The organism is Bizionia gelidisalsuginis, from assembly GCF_008086185.1.
Classification (GTDB): Bacteria; Bacteroidota; Bacteroidia; order Flavobacteriales; family Flavobacteriaceae; genus Bizionia; species Bizionia saleffrena.
This window is the reverse complement of record NZ_VSKN01000027.1, coordinates 12,193-27,007: the sequence shown is the minus strand read 5'-3', so window position 1 is coordinate 27,007 and position 14,815 is coordinate 12,193. Positions and strand designations below refer to the sequence as shown.

The 14,815-nt window shown below is 36.3% G+C and carries 15 protein-coding genes, 1 tRNA gene and 2 pseudogenes; 11 read left to right on the top strand and 7 right to left on the bottom strand.

The genetic code is table 11. The annotated features are described in order from the left end of the window. A pseudogene (locus ES677_RS15730) lies at positions 1 to 103 on the top strand (transposase); the annotation flags it as partial. Positions 104 to 429: 326 nt separating this feature from the next. On the opposite strand, the gene ES677_RS13715 reads toward ES677_RS15730, so the two are convergent. Next, a tRNA-Asn gene (locus ES677_RS13715) sits at positions 430 to 503 on the bottom strand. Positions 504 to 571: 68 nt separating this feature from the next. After that, complete coding sequence (rseP, locus tag ES677_RS13710; protein WP_148381533.1) at positions 572 to 1,912, bottom strand: RIP metalloprotease RseP; 1,341 nt, start codon at positions 1,910 to 1,912, stop codon at positions 572 to 574. 165 nt (positions 1,913 to 2,077) lie between these two features. On the opposite strand from rseP, the gene ES677_RS13705 reads away from it, so the two are divergent. The 4 genes from ES677_RS13705 to ES677_RS13690 all read left to right on the top strand — a co-directional run bounded on the left by ES677_RS13705 (position 2,078) and on the right by ES677_RS13690 (position 5,339). After that, positions 2,078 to 2,749: an SCO family protein gene (locus ES677_RS13705; RefSeq protein WP_148381532.1), complete on the top strand. Its 672-nt coding sequence runs from the start codon at positions 2,078 to 2,080 to the stop codon at positions 2,747 to 2,749. A 76-nt stretch (positions 2,750 to 2,825) separates the two neighbouring features. Then, positions 2,826 to 3,056, top strand: coding sequence for a FeoA family protein (locus ES677_RS13700; protein ID WP_148370939.1), 231 nt, complete (start codon positions 2,826 to 2,828; stop codon positions 3,054 to 3,056). After that, positions 3,056 to 5,155 carry a ferrous iron transport protein B gene (feoB, locus tag ES677_RS13695; RefSeq protein WP_148381531.1) on the top strand — a complete coding sequence of 700 codons (2,100 nt, stop codon included), beginning with the start codon at positions 3,056 to 3,058 and terminating at the stop codon, positions 5,153 to 5,155. The genes ES677_RS13700 and feoB overlap by 1 nt, the downstream gene beginning before the upstream one ends. Before the next feature lie 49 nt (positions 5,156 to 5,204). Beyond that, a complete protein-coding gene (locus tag ES677_RS13690) occupies positions 5,205 to 5,339 on the top strand; it encodes a FeoB-associated Cys-rich membrane protein (RefSeq protein WP_148370937.1) in 135 nt (44 codons plus the stop codon). 46 nt (positions 5,340 to 5,385) lie between these two features. Here the strand turns inward: ES677_RS13690 and ES677_RS13685 are convergent. From ES677_RS13685 to ES677_RS13665, 5 genes and pseudogenes are all read right to left on the bottom strand, one after another. Beyond that, positions 5,386 to 5,673 (bottom strand): annotated as a pseudogene (locus ES677_RS13685) (OmpA family protein); the annotation flags it as partial. 181 nt (positions 5,674 to 5,854) lie between these two features. After that, the gene (locus ES677_RS13680) at positions 5,855 to 6,178 is read right to left on the bottom strand and encodes a hypothetical protein (protein ID WP_148381529.1); all 324 of its coding nucleotides are present in this window, start codon (positions 6,176 to 6,178) and stop codon (positions 5,855 to 5,857) included. Positions 6,179 to 6,270: 92 nt separating this feature from the next. Continuing rightward, positions 6,271 to 6,483: a hypothetical protein gene (locus tag ES677_RS13675; protein WP_148381528.1), complete on the bottom strand. Its 213-nt coding sequence runs from the start codon at positions 6,481 to 6,483 to the stop codon at positions 6,271 to 6,273. A gap of 47 nt (positions 6,484 to 6,530) precedes the next feature. After that, a complete protein-coding gene (locus ES677_RS13670; protein ID WP_148381527.1) occupies positions 6,531 to 6,959 on the bottom strand; it encodes a hypothetical protein in 429 nt (142 codons plus the stop codon). 13 nt (positions 6,960 to 6,972) lie between these two features. After that, positions 6,973 to 7,629, bottom strand: a complete 657-nt coding sequence (locus ES677_RS13665; RefSeq protein ID WP_148381526.1) for a metal-dependent transcriptional regulator — start codon at positions 7,627 to 7,629, stop codon at positions 6,973 to 6,975. 98 nt (positions 7,630 to 7,727) lie between these two features. Between ES677_RS13665 and ES677_RS13660 the strand changes: the two genes are divergently transcribed. From ES677_RS13660 to ES677_RS13635, 6 genes are all read left to right on the top strand, one after another. Next, a complete protein-coding gene (locus ES677_RS13660; RefSeq protein WP_148381525.1) occupies positions 7,728 to 10,031 on the top strand; it encodes a TonB-dependent receptor in 2,304 nt (767 codons plus the stop codon). 1 nt (position 10,032) lies between these two features. Then, positions 10,033 to 10,515: a thioredoxin family protein gene (locus tag ES677_RS13655; RefSeq protein ID WP_246124565.1), complete on the top strand. Its 483-nt coding sequence runs from the start codon at positions 10,033 to 10,035 to the stop codon at positions 10,513 to 10,515. A gap of 84 nt (positions 10,516 to 10,599) precedes the next feature. After that, on the top strand, positions 10,600 to 11,508 hold the full coding sequence (locus ES677_RS13650; protein WP_148370929.1) for a metal ABC transporter solute-binding protein, Zn/Mn family: 909 nt from the start codon (positions 10,600 to 10,602) through the stop codon (positions 11,506 to 11,508). A 21-nt stretch (positions 11,509 to 11,529) separates the two neighbouring features. Then, complete coding sequence (locus tag ES677_RS13645; RefSeq protein WP_148370928.1) at positions 11,530 to 12,267, top strand: metal ABC transporter ATP-binding protein; 738 nt, start codon at positions 11,530 to 11,532, stop codon at positions 12,265 to 12,267. A 28-nt stretch (positions 12,268 to 12,295) separates the two neighbouring features. After that, positions 12,296 to 13,417 carry a metal ABC transporter permease gene (locus tag ES677_RS13640; protein WP_148370927.1) on the top strand — a complete coding sequence of 374 codons (1,122 nt, stop codon included), beginning with the start codon at positions 12,296 to 12,298 and terminating at the stop codon, positions 13,415 to 13,417. After that, complete coding sequence (locus ES677_RS13635) at positions 13,410 to 14,570, top strand: metal ABC transporter permease (RefSeq protein ID WP_148381524.1); 1,161 nt, start codon at positions 13,410 to 13,412, stop codon at positions 14,568 to 14,570. Before ES677_RS13640 ends, ES677_RS13635 begins: the two co-directional genes overlap by 8 nt. The last annotated feature ends 245 nt before the right edge of the window (positions 14,571 to 14,815 follow it).

Sequence of the window (14,815 nt, the reverse complement as noted above, 5' to 3'; positions counted from 1 at the left end):
CGAGGAATCTTTTAATGCAAAAATCAAAGAGTTCAGGTCGATGTTTAGAGGCGTAAGAGATGTTAAGTTTTTCTTGTTTAGACTTACTAAATTATATGCCTAATTTATGTCACTCCCCAAAAATATTACTTGATCCGTTTAGAGGCGTAAGAGATGTTAAGTTTTTCTTGTTTAGACTTACTAAATTATATGCCTAATTTATGTCACTCCCCAAAAATATTCCTTGATACGTGTTCTGTGCAACTTTAGAGGTGCTAGAAACGTAGGATTTTTCCTTTTCAGGCTGACCACTATTTTTGCTTAATCCTAAAATCCCACAACTTTTGGACTTGATCCAAGTTGATCCCTGAAGCACTACCCAAGCCTGAATAAACACTTGACTTTACTCCATAAAAAAAGCCACTATTTCTAGTGGCTTATCTAAACTTGCTCCTCCTCTTAGGCTCGAACTAAGGACCCTCTGATTAACAGTCAGATGCTCTAACCAACTGAGCTAAGGAGGAGTGTTTTCGCTGTTGCGAGTGCAAATATAGTATGTTTTTTAACTTCTACAAAGCTTTTTGAAAAAAATTTAATTAAATATTGCTTTAAAGACATCATTTCCGTTGGCAAATAGCACCAATGCTATTAAAATGAAGAATCCAACTGTTTGTGCATACTCCATAAATTTGTCACTTGGCTTCTTTCCAGAGATCATTTCGTATAGCAAAAACATTACGTGTCCACCATCTAAAGCCGGAATTGGCAATAAGTTTAAAACCCCTAACATAATCGATAGAAACGCTGTAATGCCCCAAAAGTATTCCCAGCTCCACGTAGAAGGGAAAATGTCGAAAATAGCTTTAAAACCACCAACACCCTTGTAGGCACCTGTACTCGGACTAAATATTAATTTTAACTGACCAAAATAGCCTGTAATTTGATCAGTGAATTTAGCATATCCAACACCAAAGCTTTCACCAAAAGTATATTCCTTTCTAACGATATCAAAATACCCTAATTCTGCAAATAAGGTAGGGAATGATCCTGCAATAACTCCAAAACGACCTTCATCGTCAATTTGAAGCGTTTTCGTTATCGTTTCTTTATCTCTTAAGACTTCTACGGTTACCGTTTCTCCTTTAACCGTTTTTAATTTAGAGACCACTTGATCTGAGTATCGCAACTTATCCCCATTTACAGATAAAATAATATCCTTAGGTTTTAAACCCGCTTTACTATTCTGCGATGAATCGGGAACGTTACCAATCATAAAAGGAATTCGTCGCTCAAAAAGGCGTCTGTCTTGACTTGTCGATAGCTGACCTAAAAAGTCTACAGGTAAAGCTATTGTTTGTTCAGCACCATCACGTTTAATAGTTACAGTTTCGGCTCCAATAATATTGGTTCTAACATCTGATACGTTTACAATTTCAGCAGTACCCACCATCACAATATCATCACCGGTTTGAAACCCTAAATCGGTTAACAACGGATTATCAATTAAATAACCATCCTTTATGCTATCTGCAGAAATATCGGTATCTCCGTATGCAAACGCCGCAACAATGTAAATGATTAGCGCCAGTAAAAAGTTTACAAAAACACCTCCCAACATAATTATTAATCGTTGCCAAGAGGGCTTAGAACGAAACTCCCAAGGTTCTGGCGGTTTTTCCATCTGTTCCTTATCCATACTCTCATCGATCATTCCAGAAATTTTAACGTAACCTCCTAATGGCAACCAACCAATACCATAAACGGTATCGCCAATTTTTTTCTTGAAAAGTGAAAATTTCACATCAAAAAACAGATAGAATTTTTCAACTCTCGTCTTAAATAATTTCGCTGGGATAAAGTGGCCTAACTCGTGAAGCACGATTAATAGTGAAAGACTTAGTAAAAACTGACTTATTTTTATAACAAATTCCATGTATTCTTATATATTCATTTTTATAACGCCCAAAAGTAAGTATTTAGGCTTAGTTTAAAAAGCGATTATTGCTTTGCTTTACCAAATAGCAATATATAAGCCAAAAACCCATGAAGACTCTCTTTTTCATTGTATTTTTGTACTTCACTTTCAGAACGTTTTAAAATGTTAGATTTTTTTAAGGGCTATAAAAAGTTCGCCATCGGTTTCGGAATATTATGCGCGGTTATCATTGCTATTATTTATTCTGTTTTAAATGTCGAAAAACCGCTACCTATTTACCAACCCAGTCAAGTCGATACAACCCTTGTAGATAGCACTATTCAGTACGTTAAAAAATACCATAAAATTGCCGATTTTAGTCTCACGAACCAAAACGGAAAAACAATTACTCAAAACGATTATAAAGATAAAATTTACGTTGCCGATTTCTTTTTCACTACGTGCCAGACGATTTGTCCGATTATGACAGATCATATGCTAACGATACAGAAAGAAATTATTACCGACGATGAGGTTAAGTTATTATCGCACTCTGTTACCCCTGTTATTGACAGCGTTGCACAATTAAAAAAGTACGCACTACAAAAAGGGGTTAATGATAAAAAATGGAACCTAGTTACCGGAGATAAAAAGCAAATTTACGAACTGGCTAGAAAAAGCTACTTAGCCGTAAAAAGCGATGGTAATGGCGATAAGTACGATATGATTCATACCGAAAACTTTATGCTTATCGATAAAAAACGTCAAATTCGCGGCTTCTATGATGGTACCAACCCGGAAGCCATTTCTGAACTTTTAAATGATATAAAAACGTTAAAAAAAGAATATAAATAGCAGTTTTTAAGCTACAATTTTTTTTAGTGTCCTTTTTTCACTTACTTTTGCTTCTTTAAAATCAATCTAAATAAGCTTGCAACTAACAATAGCACATCTTAAACGCGGAGAAAAAGCGATAATAGTCGATGTCTCATCGGTTCACATTCCATTAAAATTACTGGAAATGGGCTGTTTACCTGGCAACGATGTTATGCTTGTGCAAGTTGCGCCTTTTGCAGACCCCATGTATTTAAATATTAATGGCAGTCATTTAGCAATTAGAAAAGAGACTGCTCTGCATATATTAATTGAAAAAATAGGTTAATGAGTAAGCAGATCAATGTCGCTTTAATAGGCAATCCCAATACCGGTAAAACCTCTGTGTTTAATGCTTTAACAGGTTTAAACCAGAAAGTTGGGAATTATCCAGGTATTACCGTCGAAAAAAAAGAAGGAATCTGCAAGCTACCGCGTGGGCTTAAAGCTCATATTATCGATTTACCCGGTACTTACAGTTTAAACGCGTCCTCTTTAGATGAAAACGTCGTTATAGAACTGCTTTTAAATAAAAACGATAAAGATTTCCCCGATGTTGCTGTTGTGGTGAGTGATGTCGAAAATTTAAAACGAAACCTTCTTCTTTTTACGCAAATTAAAGATTTAGAAATCCCGTCGCTATTGGTCATTAATATGGCCGATAGAATGAAATATAAAGGTATTTCGTTAGATATCGATTATTTAGAAAAACAACTCAACACAAAAATCGCCCTCGTTAGTACGCGAAAAAAACAAGGGATAGATAATTTAAAGCAATTAATAATTAATTATAAAGACCTCTCTACTGAATGCTGTTTAAACGCTTCGGAAATTGATGTCGATTATTTTAATAAACTGCGTAAAGCGTTTCCTAATCAACTACTTTATAAATTGTGGCTGGTAATTACGCAAGATGTAAACTTCGGAAAAACTACTAGACAAGAAATTGAAGCCATTAATGGTTTTAAAACAAAATCTGAAGGTGACCTAAAACGCCTCCAACAAAAAGAGACGATTAAACGGTATCAGTTTATAAATAACGTCTTAAAAAAAGGACAAGATATAGATGTTTCTCAGGCTAAAGATTTACGTTATCGTTTAGACCGCATATTGACGCACAAAGTTTGGGGTTACGTTATATTTATGTTTATTCTATTAACTATTTTTCAAGCTATTTACGATTGGTCGAGCGTGCCTATGGACTTTATCGATAGCGCGTTTGCTTCATTAAGCGAGTGGATAAAAAACTCACTTCCTGGAGGCGCACTTACCAATTTAATAGCCGAAGGTATTATTCCTGGCTTAGGCGGTATTGTTATCTTTATTCCGCAAATAGCCTTTCTATTTTTATTTATCGCCATTCTAGAAGAAAGCGGCTATATGAGCCGGGTGGTATTTTTAATGGATAGAATAATGAGACGTTTTGGTCTTAGCGGCAAGAGTGTTGTCCCGTTAATATCAGGAACCGCTTGTGCTATTCCTGCAATAATGGCAACTAGAAATATTGAAAACTGGAAAGAACGCCTAATTACTATTTTAGTCACCCCGTTTACAACGTGTTCGGCACGTTTACCAGTCTACCTCATTATTATATCGTTAGTCATTCCTGAAGGACGTATTTTAGGCTTAAGTTATCAGGCACTAACACTTATGCTACTCTATCTTATAGGATTTACGGCCGCAATTGTTTCTGCCTATATCTTAGATAAAATATTAAAAATTAAGAGTAAAACCTTCTTTGTAGTGGAGATGCCAAACTACAAACTCCCTTTACTTAAAAACGTTGCATTAACGGTTGTCGAAAAAACAAAATCTTTTATTTTTGGAGCCGGTAAAATTATTTTAGCCATCTCTATTGTATTGTGGTTCTTAGCCTCTTATGGCCCTGGTAAAGAATTTAATAATGCAGAGGAAATAATGACCAAAGAATACGCTTCTCAAGACTTAACCGAAGACGAATTCCAACAAAAAATCGGGTCTTATAAATTAGAACATTCTTTTATTGGTATAACAGGTCGCGCCATAGAACCTGCTATTAGACCTCTAGGTTACGACTGGAAAATTGGTATCGCCTTAATAAGTTCGTTTGCTGCCCGTGAGGTCTTTGTGGGCACCCTCGCTACTATCTATAGCGTTGGTAACGACGATGAAGATACTATAAAAAACAGAATGGCTGGTGAAGTGAACCCAATTCTGGGTGGTCCTTTATTTAATTTCGCCTCTGGTGTTTCTCTACTTCTATTTTATGCCTTTGCGATGCAATGTATGGGTACTTTGGCCGTGGTAAAACGTGAAACCAACAGTTGGAAGTGGCCAATACTACAATTGGTAGTAATGACGGGGTTTGCTTACGTTGTTGCTTTAATTGCCTACCAATTACTGAAATGATTTTGTAATACGTACGACTAAGCAGTCGTAGAGTAAACTAAATACTTTTATGAACGCACTAATTCAAAACATACTCGCTTTTAGCATTCTAGCTTTAGCACTTGCTTTTTTAATTAAGAAGTTTTTCTGGAAAAAGAAATCGAAAAAAGCGTGTGGCACAGATGAATGTGGTGGTTGTCATTAAGAACTTAATGTGAACCATTTAAATAAGTCAGTTAAACTTAATTATTTCACTCAATCTTAAACTCGACTCTTCTATTTCTATTACGACCTTCCTGTGTGTCGTTATTAATGATCGGCATAGAATTACCGTATCCAATAGAATGGATTCTCTCTTTACTCAATCTTAAAAATTCAGCAACTGAATATGCTCTTTTTACTGAAAGGTCTTGATTGAAAACAGCAGTTCCAACAGTATCAGTATGGCCAGAAATTATAATTTTAGTCTCATCATTTTCATTTAGATACTGATAAACTCCGGCTATTTCCGATTTGGCCATATCCGACAATTCGAAACTATTGAAATCGAAAACAACATTTTTAAATACGTAATCTTTGTTTAAATCTAATTCTAGGGGCTTTTAGTCACTTTTTCTAATAGTTCTTTACTCTTAGCTGCGTTCACTACACCCACTGCTTTCCTTTCAATGGTGATGAAATCAATATAATAATAAGACATATCAAATTTACTCTTATCGACTACGAGGCGTTTATCCGTTTTTGAATTCTTTTTAAAATTTCCAATAATAACAAACGTCTCATAACCCTTGGCATAAAAATCTTTTCAAGTCGAACCCAGTCCGTTTTATTATCGTAATACGCGCTACTATCAAAATTATGAATTGAATAATCTGCAACACCCATCTTCTTTAATAATTTTTTAGAAAGCCCCGTAAAAACAGCGACTTTGAGTTGTTCTGCAGACATAAGAAAACCAATATCTTTAATAACAAAATCGGAATTTTCAGCCAAGTTAATATAAATGGACACTGTATACTCCACACCTGGTTCTAAAGCACGCATTAGCTCGCCTTGTATGTATACGCGATGTCGTCATCAGTATACAAATAAAAACCTGCATATTTGTTACCAAATAGTGTTTCCTGAAATCCGTTCTAGTTATAAGGAATGCCCGTTTCTCTTTCAGAACACGAGTTAAATAAATCTGTAGAGCCATAAGTTGGAGAAGACCAAAAGGAAACATTCGCATCAAAATTTCCAACCAATTCTGTACATCTCCTCGCCTCTTCAAAACTAGGGTTCAACACTAAATTCTGAGAAGAGACCGTTATTGAAAAAACCAAGAAAAAAGACCTTAAATTAGGCATACTTTCCCTATTGTCCTAGCATTTCTTAACTCTTGTAAAGCCAGAGGTTAATATGCCTCAACGTCCAAAAGCAAAACATAATCTGAAGCGTTTACCTCAACCCCATATTCGGGATATGGCAAAACGTTCATCGCTTGTATCGTAAGGGATTCATCTTTAAAAATGATATCGGTTTCATGACCCGTTGGGTTTCTTTTAAAACCAATGGTTATTGTTTTTGCCTCTGCTTTATTACCACCGTGTTGCACGTCAACTAAAAGAACAACTTCACCAGCCCAAATACAATTCACGTTTTTAGGACAACGCGAATCAGAAACCACACTAACAAATTTTATAGTAACCCCTTTTAAAGTTGCTGTTTTTTGTATGGGGAGTTTTGTAATTATAACAGGTGCTTTTACAGTAGTATCGTTACTATCCTGAGCAAAAAGCGTAACTGAAAATAAAAGCGCAATAACAAAAAGTAATGATTTCATAGCGGTATGTATTTTAAACTTCTTTTAAAAATAAATTTTTAGCAACGTTTTGCGACACTACCATTTCGGTCGCATTAAATTTTATTTTTACAGAATTATCAAAAGGTTCTTTATGGAGGACTTCAATAATGGTGCCCAACCCAATTTTGTTACTATCTAAGTATTTTAAAAAATGAGACGACGTATCTTTTACGCCCACACAGGTATAAATGTGACTGATTTCAGATTGAGATAACGCTATTTTATCAATGTTTTTAAAATTTCCATTTTTATCAGGAATCGGATCGCCGTGCGGATCATACGAGGGGAATTCTAAAAAAGCATCCAACTCGTTAATCAATTTCTCAGAACGAATATGTTCCAAATGTTCGGCCACCTCGTGCACTTCATCCCATGTAAAATTAAGTTTTTCAACTAAAAACACTTCCCATAATCGATGCTTTCTAACAATATTTACGGCAATGTGTTTCCCTTTCTCGGTTAATACAACACCTTGATATTTTTTATAGTTAAGATATTCTTTCTCCGAGAGTTTTTTAACCATATCGGTAACAGACGATGCCTTTGTCGCTAGTGCTTCGGCTATAGCATTGGTGTTTACCATTGCCTTGCCATATTTACCCAAATGATAAATAGCTTTAATATAGTTTTCTTCTGTTAATGTAATCATAGATAGCGTGTGATTTACAAATATACACATATAAAAATCTAAATATAAATTTAGACTAATCTAAATATTAGTTTACATTTGCAGAAAATAATTTTAATATGAGACTAATTTACACGTTGCTATTCACTTTTATATCTTTGGGGTCACAGGCACAAGAATTTTATAAAATTAGTGGCAAAATTTCTTCAGAAAATCAACCCCTAATTTTTGCAAATGCTTATTTGGAAGGCACAAATAAAGGAAGTACAACAAACGAGAATGGCGCTTTTAGTTTAACAGGAATACCTTCAGGCACCTACACCCTAGTAGCGTCGTTTGTGGGCTACAGAACAGAAAGAAAACACATAAAAATCACAACTAACGATGTGACTATCACTTTCGATTTAATTAAAAAAAACGATTTAGACGAAGTTGTGGTTACAGGAACACGCACAGAGAAGCGCAAAACCGACTCCCCAGTAATTGTTAATTTAATTAATAGTAAAACCTTAGAGCAAGTAAGCGCTACCGATCTTTCTGAAGGTCTGCGTTTTCAACCAGGACTACGTGTAGAAACCGACTGCCAGACGTGTAACTATACACAAATTAGAATGAATGGTTTACAGGGTGGCTACTCGCAAATATTAATCAATGGACGTTCTATTTTTAGTCCGTTAACTGGACTTTACGGATTAGAGCAAATCCCCGTGAATATGATAGAGCGTATAGAAGTCGTCCGTGGTGGTGTATCTGCGCTTTATGGCTCTAGCGCTATTGGCGGTACCGTAAACGTTATCACCAAAATCCCTAAATCTAATGACTACAGTGTAAATTACAACTACGAAAGTATAGACGGTGATGCTACCCAAAGTCTCATAACCGGTAACGCTACCGTTGTCAGTGAGGATTATAATGCTGGAGCGAACTTCTTTGTAAGTAACAGAAAACGTACAGCGTATGATGCAAACGGTGATAATTTTTCAGAATTACCAGAATTAAGAGGAAACTCTTTTGGTATGAATGCCTTTTATTTACCAACCGAAAACTCAAAACTAGAAGTGAGTTTAAGTAGTCTTTTCGAACACCGTTACGGCGGAGAAATAGTAGATAAACCTGCCTATTTAGCAAATCAATCTGAAGAACGCGACCACCACATTTTAATGGCGAGTTTAGATTATCAAATTAATTTTAACGCCGATAAAAGCGCCTTAATAGTCTATTATGGCGGACAAAAAACCGATCGCGACCATTACACAGGAATTATTCCCAATGATGAGATAGAACAACAGGCATTTTACGCCAATCCTCCTTATGGAATTTCGGAGGTGTTAACACACCAAGGTGGCACGCAATACAATCAACGTTTTAATGAGTTTCTAGGCGGAAGCACCGTGTTTACGGGTGGATTAGAATATGTTTACGACACTGTTTTCGACGAGATAAATGCCTACAATTATTTAATAGACCAAACCACAAGAAACGTTGGAGCCTTTGTACAAAACGACTGGAATGTTACCGAAAACCTTAATTTCTTATCTGGTTTTAGGCTGGATAAGCACAATTTAGTAGACCACACTGTATTTAGTCCGCGATTATCTCTGCTTTACAAATTAAAAGAAACGACACAATTTCGATTAGGCTGGGGAACGGGGTTTCGCGCACCGCAAGCATTTGATACCGATTTACATATTGCTTTCGCAGGTGGTGGAATTTCACGAATTAGTTTAGATCAAGATTTATTTGAAGAACGTTCAAACAGTTTTACAGCCTCAGTAAATTACGATAAAGCGACCGAGCATTTAATTGCTGGTTTTACCGTTGAAGGATTTTACACAAACCTAAAGGATGCTTTCTATTTAGCACCCATAGGATCGGATAGCTTTGGTGATCGTTATGAAAAAAGAAACGGTAGTGGGGCAACAGTAAAAGGAATAACTTTAGAAGCTCGCGCCAATTTCGACTACCTTTTTGAAGTCGAAGCAGGGTTTACATTACAATCTAGCGCATTTAGCGATGCCGTAGAAAACAGCGAAGGCTTAGAAGCTAAAAAAGAGTTTTTAAGAACGCCTAATGATTACGGTTATGCCACTTTTACTTACACCCCAACTAAGACATTTAACGCTAGTGCGAACTTAGTATATACTGGTGCTATGGATATTATACACGTTGCAGGAGAAAACACAGGTCAAACTATTGACGAATACTACAAAACGCCTACGTTCACAGAATTAAGTTTACGTGCTGGTTACACATTTAATTTAGATAAAGTTAGCACGAGTTTAGAGCTTTATGGCGGTGTTAAAAATGTTACTAATAGTTATCAAGACGACTTCGATTTAGGAAAAAATCGAGACAGCAATTATGTCTACGGTCCCGGAGCGCCACGCTCCGTTTTTGCGGGAATTAAAATTAAATCGCTGTAGTTTGAAATATACACTTTTGGTTACTATATATATTTCACTATTAGTAACAGCCAATACGGCCTTTTCCCAAACGGAAGAGGCTGTTAATTGGTTAAGCTTCGAACAGCTTAATACAGCACTTCAAGAAGCGCCTAAAAAGGTGTTTATCGATTTTTATGCCGATTGGTGCACGCCGTGCCTAAAGATGCAAAAAGAGGTGTTTACTAATAAAGCTATCGTTAAAGAAATCAACAAAAATTATTATGCAGTTAAAATGAATGTAGAAACCACCGATACAATACATTTCGGAAACCAAGTATTTTTTAACACACGCGCCAAACGTCGCAATCCCATCCATCAAATACCGTTGTTAATGGCGCAGCAAAAAGACAGGCAATTTTCGCTTCCTGCGCTGGTGTTTTTAGATGAAAAATTTAAAGCTCAGGCACGGTATTTCCAATTCCTAAGTACTACGCAGCTTTTAACCATTATTTCGGAATTATAATCCAATTACTATAAAGTAATCAGGTTAAGTTATATAGATAATATCTTTCATTTTTTAGTACCTTCGTAATAATTATTTAGACCAATGAAAAAAATTATAATACTACTTCTAGTTACCGTAACCTTCAACTGTAAAGACAGCAAAAGGGATAATGGCAAACTCAATATTGTTACCACAACAACAATGATCTCCGATCTCGTGCAAAATATTGGAGGCGATAATATTAATTTAGAGGGATTAATGGGTAGTGGTGTCGATCCGCATTTATACAAAGCCAGCGAAGGCGATGTTACAAAATTAGTCAATGCCGATATTATTTTTTATAACGGTTTGCATTTAGAGGGAAAACTAGTAGAGGTTTTCGAAAAAATGGAAAGCGCACACAAAACACCTGTTGCCTTATCTGATGCTATCGATAAAAGAACGCTTATTGGCTCGGAGTATTTTGCTTCAAATTACGATCCACACGTGTGGTTTAACATTGCATACTTCAAATTATTTGCTCAAAAAGTAGCCCGCGTATTATCTGAAAAAGATCCTAAAAACGCCAATAGTTATAAACAAAATGAAACAAAATATTTAGAACAATTAGATATTTTAGAAACGACTATTAAAGCTACTATTGCGACATTACCCCAAGAGAAACGCATTCTAGTAACCGCTCACGATGCTTTTAGTTACTTCGGTAAAAATTACGCTTTCGAGGTGGTAGGATTACAAGGTTTATCTACAGCCACAGAAGCGGGGGTACAAGATGTGCAAGAATTGGCTGCCTTTATTATTGAAAAGGAAGTAAAAGCCGTTTTTATTGAAAGCTCTGTACCAAAACGAACTATTGAAGCGTTACAAGCAGCCGTAAACTCTAAAGGTTATGCTATTGAAATTGGTGGCACACTTTATTCTGATGCTTTAGGTAACAACGGAACCCCTGAAGGCACCTATATTGGAATGTTTGAATACAACGTAAATACCATTGTAAATGCATTAAAATAACTGGAGTTAACTTCTTAAATTATGGCACAAAATATAGCAGTAAAAGTAGACGATTTAACGGTAGCATATAACTACAAACCCGTGCTTTGGGATATTGATTTAGAAATTCCGGAAGGCGTTTTAATGGCTATAGTTGGCCCTAATGGTGCAGGAAAATCGACACTAATAAAATCTATTTTAGGCATTCTTCCTCCTATTGCTGGTAGCGTAACTATTTACGGAAAACCTTACAAAAAGCAGCGTTCGCTTGTGGCATACGTGCCACAAAAAGGAAGTGTGGACTGGGATTTCCCAACCACAGCTTTAGATGTGGTTATGATGGGAACTTATGGTAGTTTAGGCTGGATAAAACGGCCACGACAAAAAGAGAAAAAAGCCGCTTTGGAGGCGTTAGAAAAAGTAGGAATGCTAGCCTTTAAAAGCAGGCAAATAAGTCAGTTGTCCGGCGGACAACAACAGCGTATTTTCTTGGCGCGCGCTCTAGTACAAAATGCATCAATATATTTTATGGACGAGCCTTTTCAAGGCGTAGATGCCACTACAGAAATTGCCATTATTAACATTTTAAAAGAGTTGCGAAAAGCAGGGAAAACCGTTATTGTTGTACACCATGATTTACAAACCGTACCCGAATATTTTGACTGGGTGACGTTTTTAAACGTCAAAAAAATAGCGACCGGTCCCGTAAAAGATATTTTTAACGACGATAACCTCACTAAAACTTACGGTATTAACTACAAAGTTAGTATTCAAGAATAAATATCATCTTTTAATTAATTACAAAACAATGAGTTTAAACGAGTACTTTTCTTTGGTGTTTTCAGATTACACACTAAGAACTATCACCTTAGGAACCGCCATTCTAGGTGCCGTTTGTGGTATGCTCGGTAGCTTTGCTGTTCTTAGAAAACAAAGTTTATTAGGCGATGCTATTTCGCACGCCGCATTACCAGGTATTGCCATCGCTTTTTTAATTACCGGAGCAAAAGACTCTAACACTTTATTATTAGGTGCTTTGGTAAGTGGATTAATTGGTACATTTTGGATTAAAGGAATTACGTCAAAAACACATCTAAAATCAGACACGGCTTTAGGCCTTATATTATCGCTCTTTTTTGGTTTCGGAATGCTGCTTTTAACCTACATACAAAAACAACCCAATGCCAATCAAGCGGGATTAGACAAGTATTTATTTGGGCAGGCAGCCACTTTAGTAGAAAGTGATGTATGGCTAATGGCGGTGGTAACGGGACTGTGCTTATTTGTTATTTTACTGTTTTGGAAAGAATTTAAAATACTCCTTTTCGATCCAGATTATACCAAAACTCTAGGTTTTAACACCAGAATAATCGATATTTTAATCACTTCCTTTATTGTTTTAGCTATCGTTTTAGGCTTACAAACGGTTGGTGTGGTATTAATGAGCGCAATGCTTTTAGCGCCTGCTGCTGCTGCCAGACAATGGACTAATAGCTTAAGCACAATGGTTATTTTAGCCTGTATTTTTGGAGCGCTCTCTGGCGTGTTCGGTACCGCCATTAGCGCCAGCCAAAATAATCTATCTACTGGGCCAGTAATTGTTTTAGTCGCCTCCGTTTTCGTTTTATTTTCATTTATTTTTTCCCCTAGCCGCGGTGTATTGTTTAGACAATTGCGTTTTATTAAAAACCGAAGAGATTTAGAGCAGCATAAAACATTAGCCTTTATGTATCATATTGCAAAAACACACGATAATATTTCACATCCACACACCATTAAAATATTGAATAATTTTCAAGGGTTTACTCGGGGTACACTTCAAAAGTTAGTCAAAAAAAATTACGTTGAACTCGATGGAAATATGTGGAGTTTAACCGACGACGGGTTTAAAAAAGCCTCTAATTTATACAACCAGCAAAACAATGAATAGTGCTCAAATAGAAATACAACTTATAGCCAGTCTTGTCGCTATTGCTTGTGCTATACCAGGCACATTTCTTGTGCTTAGAAAAATGGCTATGATTAGCGATGCCATTAGTCACGCTATTTTACCAGGCCTTGTGGTTGGTTTTTTCATTACACAAGACCTTAACTCGCCACTACTTATTTTGCTTGCTGCATTAACAGGGCTCATCACCGTAATTTTGGTAGAACAAATACAAAAAACAGGGTTAGTAAAAGAAGACACCGCTATTGGGTTAGTGTTCCCAGCGCTGTTTAGTATTGGTGTTCTTTTAATTTCAAAAAATGCCAACGACGTGCATTTGGATATCGATGCTGTCCTGTTGGGAGAATTAGCCTTTGCTCCTTTCGACCGCTTATTTATTGGCGGGACTGATGTTGGTCCGAAATCACTTTGGGTTATTGGCACCATTTTAACCATTACTATCGGCTTATTAATTGCCTTTTTCAAAGAGCTAAAAGTGAGTACTTTCGACGCCGGTTTGTCGGCATCTTTAGGGTTTTCTCCCATGGTTATTCATTACGGATTAATGTCTGTCGCTTCGGTAACCACCGTTGGTGCTTTCGATGCGGTGGGTGCTATTTTGGTCGTCGCATTAATGATTGCTCCCGCTGCAACAGCTTATTTACTTACTACCGACTTAAAGAGAATGCTTCTGTTATCTATCTTTTTCGGACTGTTTAGTGCTATTGCAGGCTACTGGATGGCGCACGCCCTCGACGCTTCAATCGCAGGATCTATTACCACAATATTAGGTTTGCTATTTTTAATGGTGTATTTATTTGCCCCAAGCAATGGGATCATTGCTGTATTATATAAGGAAAAACAGCAACGCATAGAAGTCTCTTTATTAACCTTTTTACTGCATTTAAAAAACCACTCCGAAAAAAGAGAGCGCCACGTAAACCATTTACGTGAGCATATTAACTGGCAGAAAGTTCGTGCCAAAACGGTTTTAGAATTAGCGTTAAAAAACAATATGATTGTGATTAATAACGACATCGTTTCCCTTACTAAAAAAGGCGACAAATTTACGACACAAGCCATCGATTATATTATTACCAACGAAGATGCGCAAATTGAAGGTATGAAAGATGATTTCTTTTTGTTTAGGGGTTAATATTAGATGTGAACTGTTTTAATTTTAATGCTTTTATGTGCTTCGGAAGTGACTTTGGGGTATTTATAATTTGTATCTCAATTAATAATCCTGCACTACTCTTTGCTTTTTAGTTTTGTTTCCATAGCAATAGTTTTACGCTATTCGCGATTTGGGAATATTACGAGCACTTAGTGTCGCTTAATAAGAGAAAGAAAAGCTTAAAAAAAACAGATTATAATCTATTAGAAGTTCAGATAAATATT

Excerpts from the sequence above, each read along its gene's own strand:
- rseP (WP_148381533.1), bottom strand. The coding sequence starts at position 1,912 with ATGGAATTTGTTATAAAAATAAGTCAGTTTTTACTAAGTCTTTCACTA.
- ES677_RS13705 (WP_148381532.1), top strand. The coding sequence starts at position 2,078 with ATGTTAGATTTTTTTAAGGGCTATAAAAAGTTCGCCATCGGTTTCGGA.
- feoB (WP_148381531.1), top strand. The coding sequence starts at position 3,056 with ATGAGTAAGCAGATCAATGTCGCTTTAATAGGCAATCCCAATACCGGT.
- ES677_RS13690 (WP_148370937.1), top strand. The coding sequence starts at position 5,205 with ATGAACGCACTAATTCAAAACATACTCGCTTTTAGCATTCTAGCTTTA.
- ES677_RS13680 (WP_148381529.1), bottom strand. The coding sequence starts at position 6,178 with ATGCGTGCTTTAGAACCAGGTGTGGAGTATACAGTGTCCATTTATATT.
- ES677_RS13675 (WP_148381528.1), bottom strand. The coding sequence starts at position 6,483 with ATGCCTAATTTAAGGTCTTTTTTCTTGGTTTTTTCAATAACGGTCTCT.
- ES677_RS13670 (WP_148381527.1), bottom strand. The coding sequence starts at position 6,959 with ATGAAATCATTACTTTTTGTTATTGCGCTTTTATTTTCAGTTACGCTT.
- ES677_RS13665 (WP_148381526.1), bottom strand. The coding sequence starts at position 7,629 with ATGATTACATTAACAGAAGAAAACTATATTAAAGCTATTTATCATTTG.
- ES677_RS13660 (WP_148381525.1), top strand. The coding sequence starts at position 7,728 with ATGAGACTAATTTACACGTTGCTATTCACTTTTATATCTTTGGGGTCA.
- ES677_RS13650 (WP_148370929.1), top strand. The coding sequence starts at position 10,600 with ATGAAAAAAATTATAATACTACTTCTAGTTACCGTAACCTTCAACTGT.
- ES677_RS13645 (WP_148370928.1), top strand. The coding sequence starts at position 11,530 with ATGGCACAAAATATAGCAGTAAAAGTAGACGATTTAACGGTAGCATAT.
- ES677_RS13640 (WP_148370927.1), top strand. The coding sequence starts at position 12,296 with ATGAGTTTAAACGAGTACTTTTCTTTGGTGTTTTCAGATTACACACTA.
- ES677_RS13635 (WP_148381524.1), top strand. The coding sequence starts at position 13,410 with ATGAATAGTGCTCAAATAGAAATACAACTTATAGCCAGTCTTGTCGCT.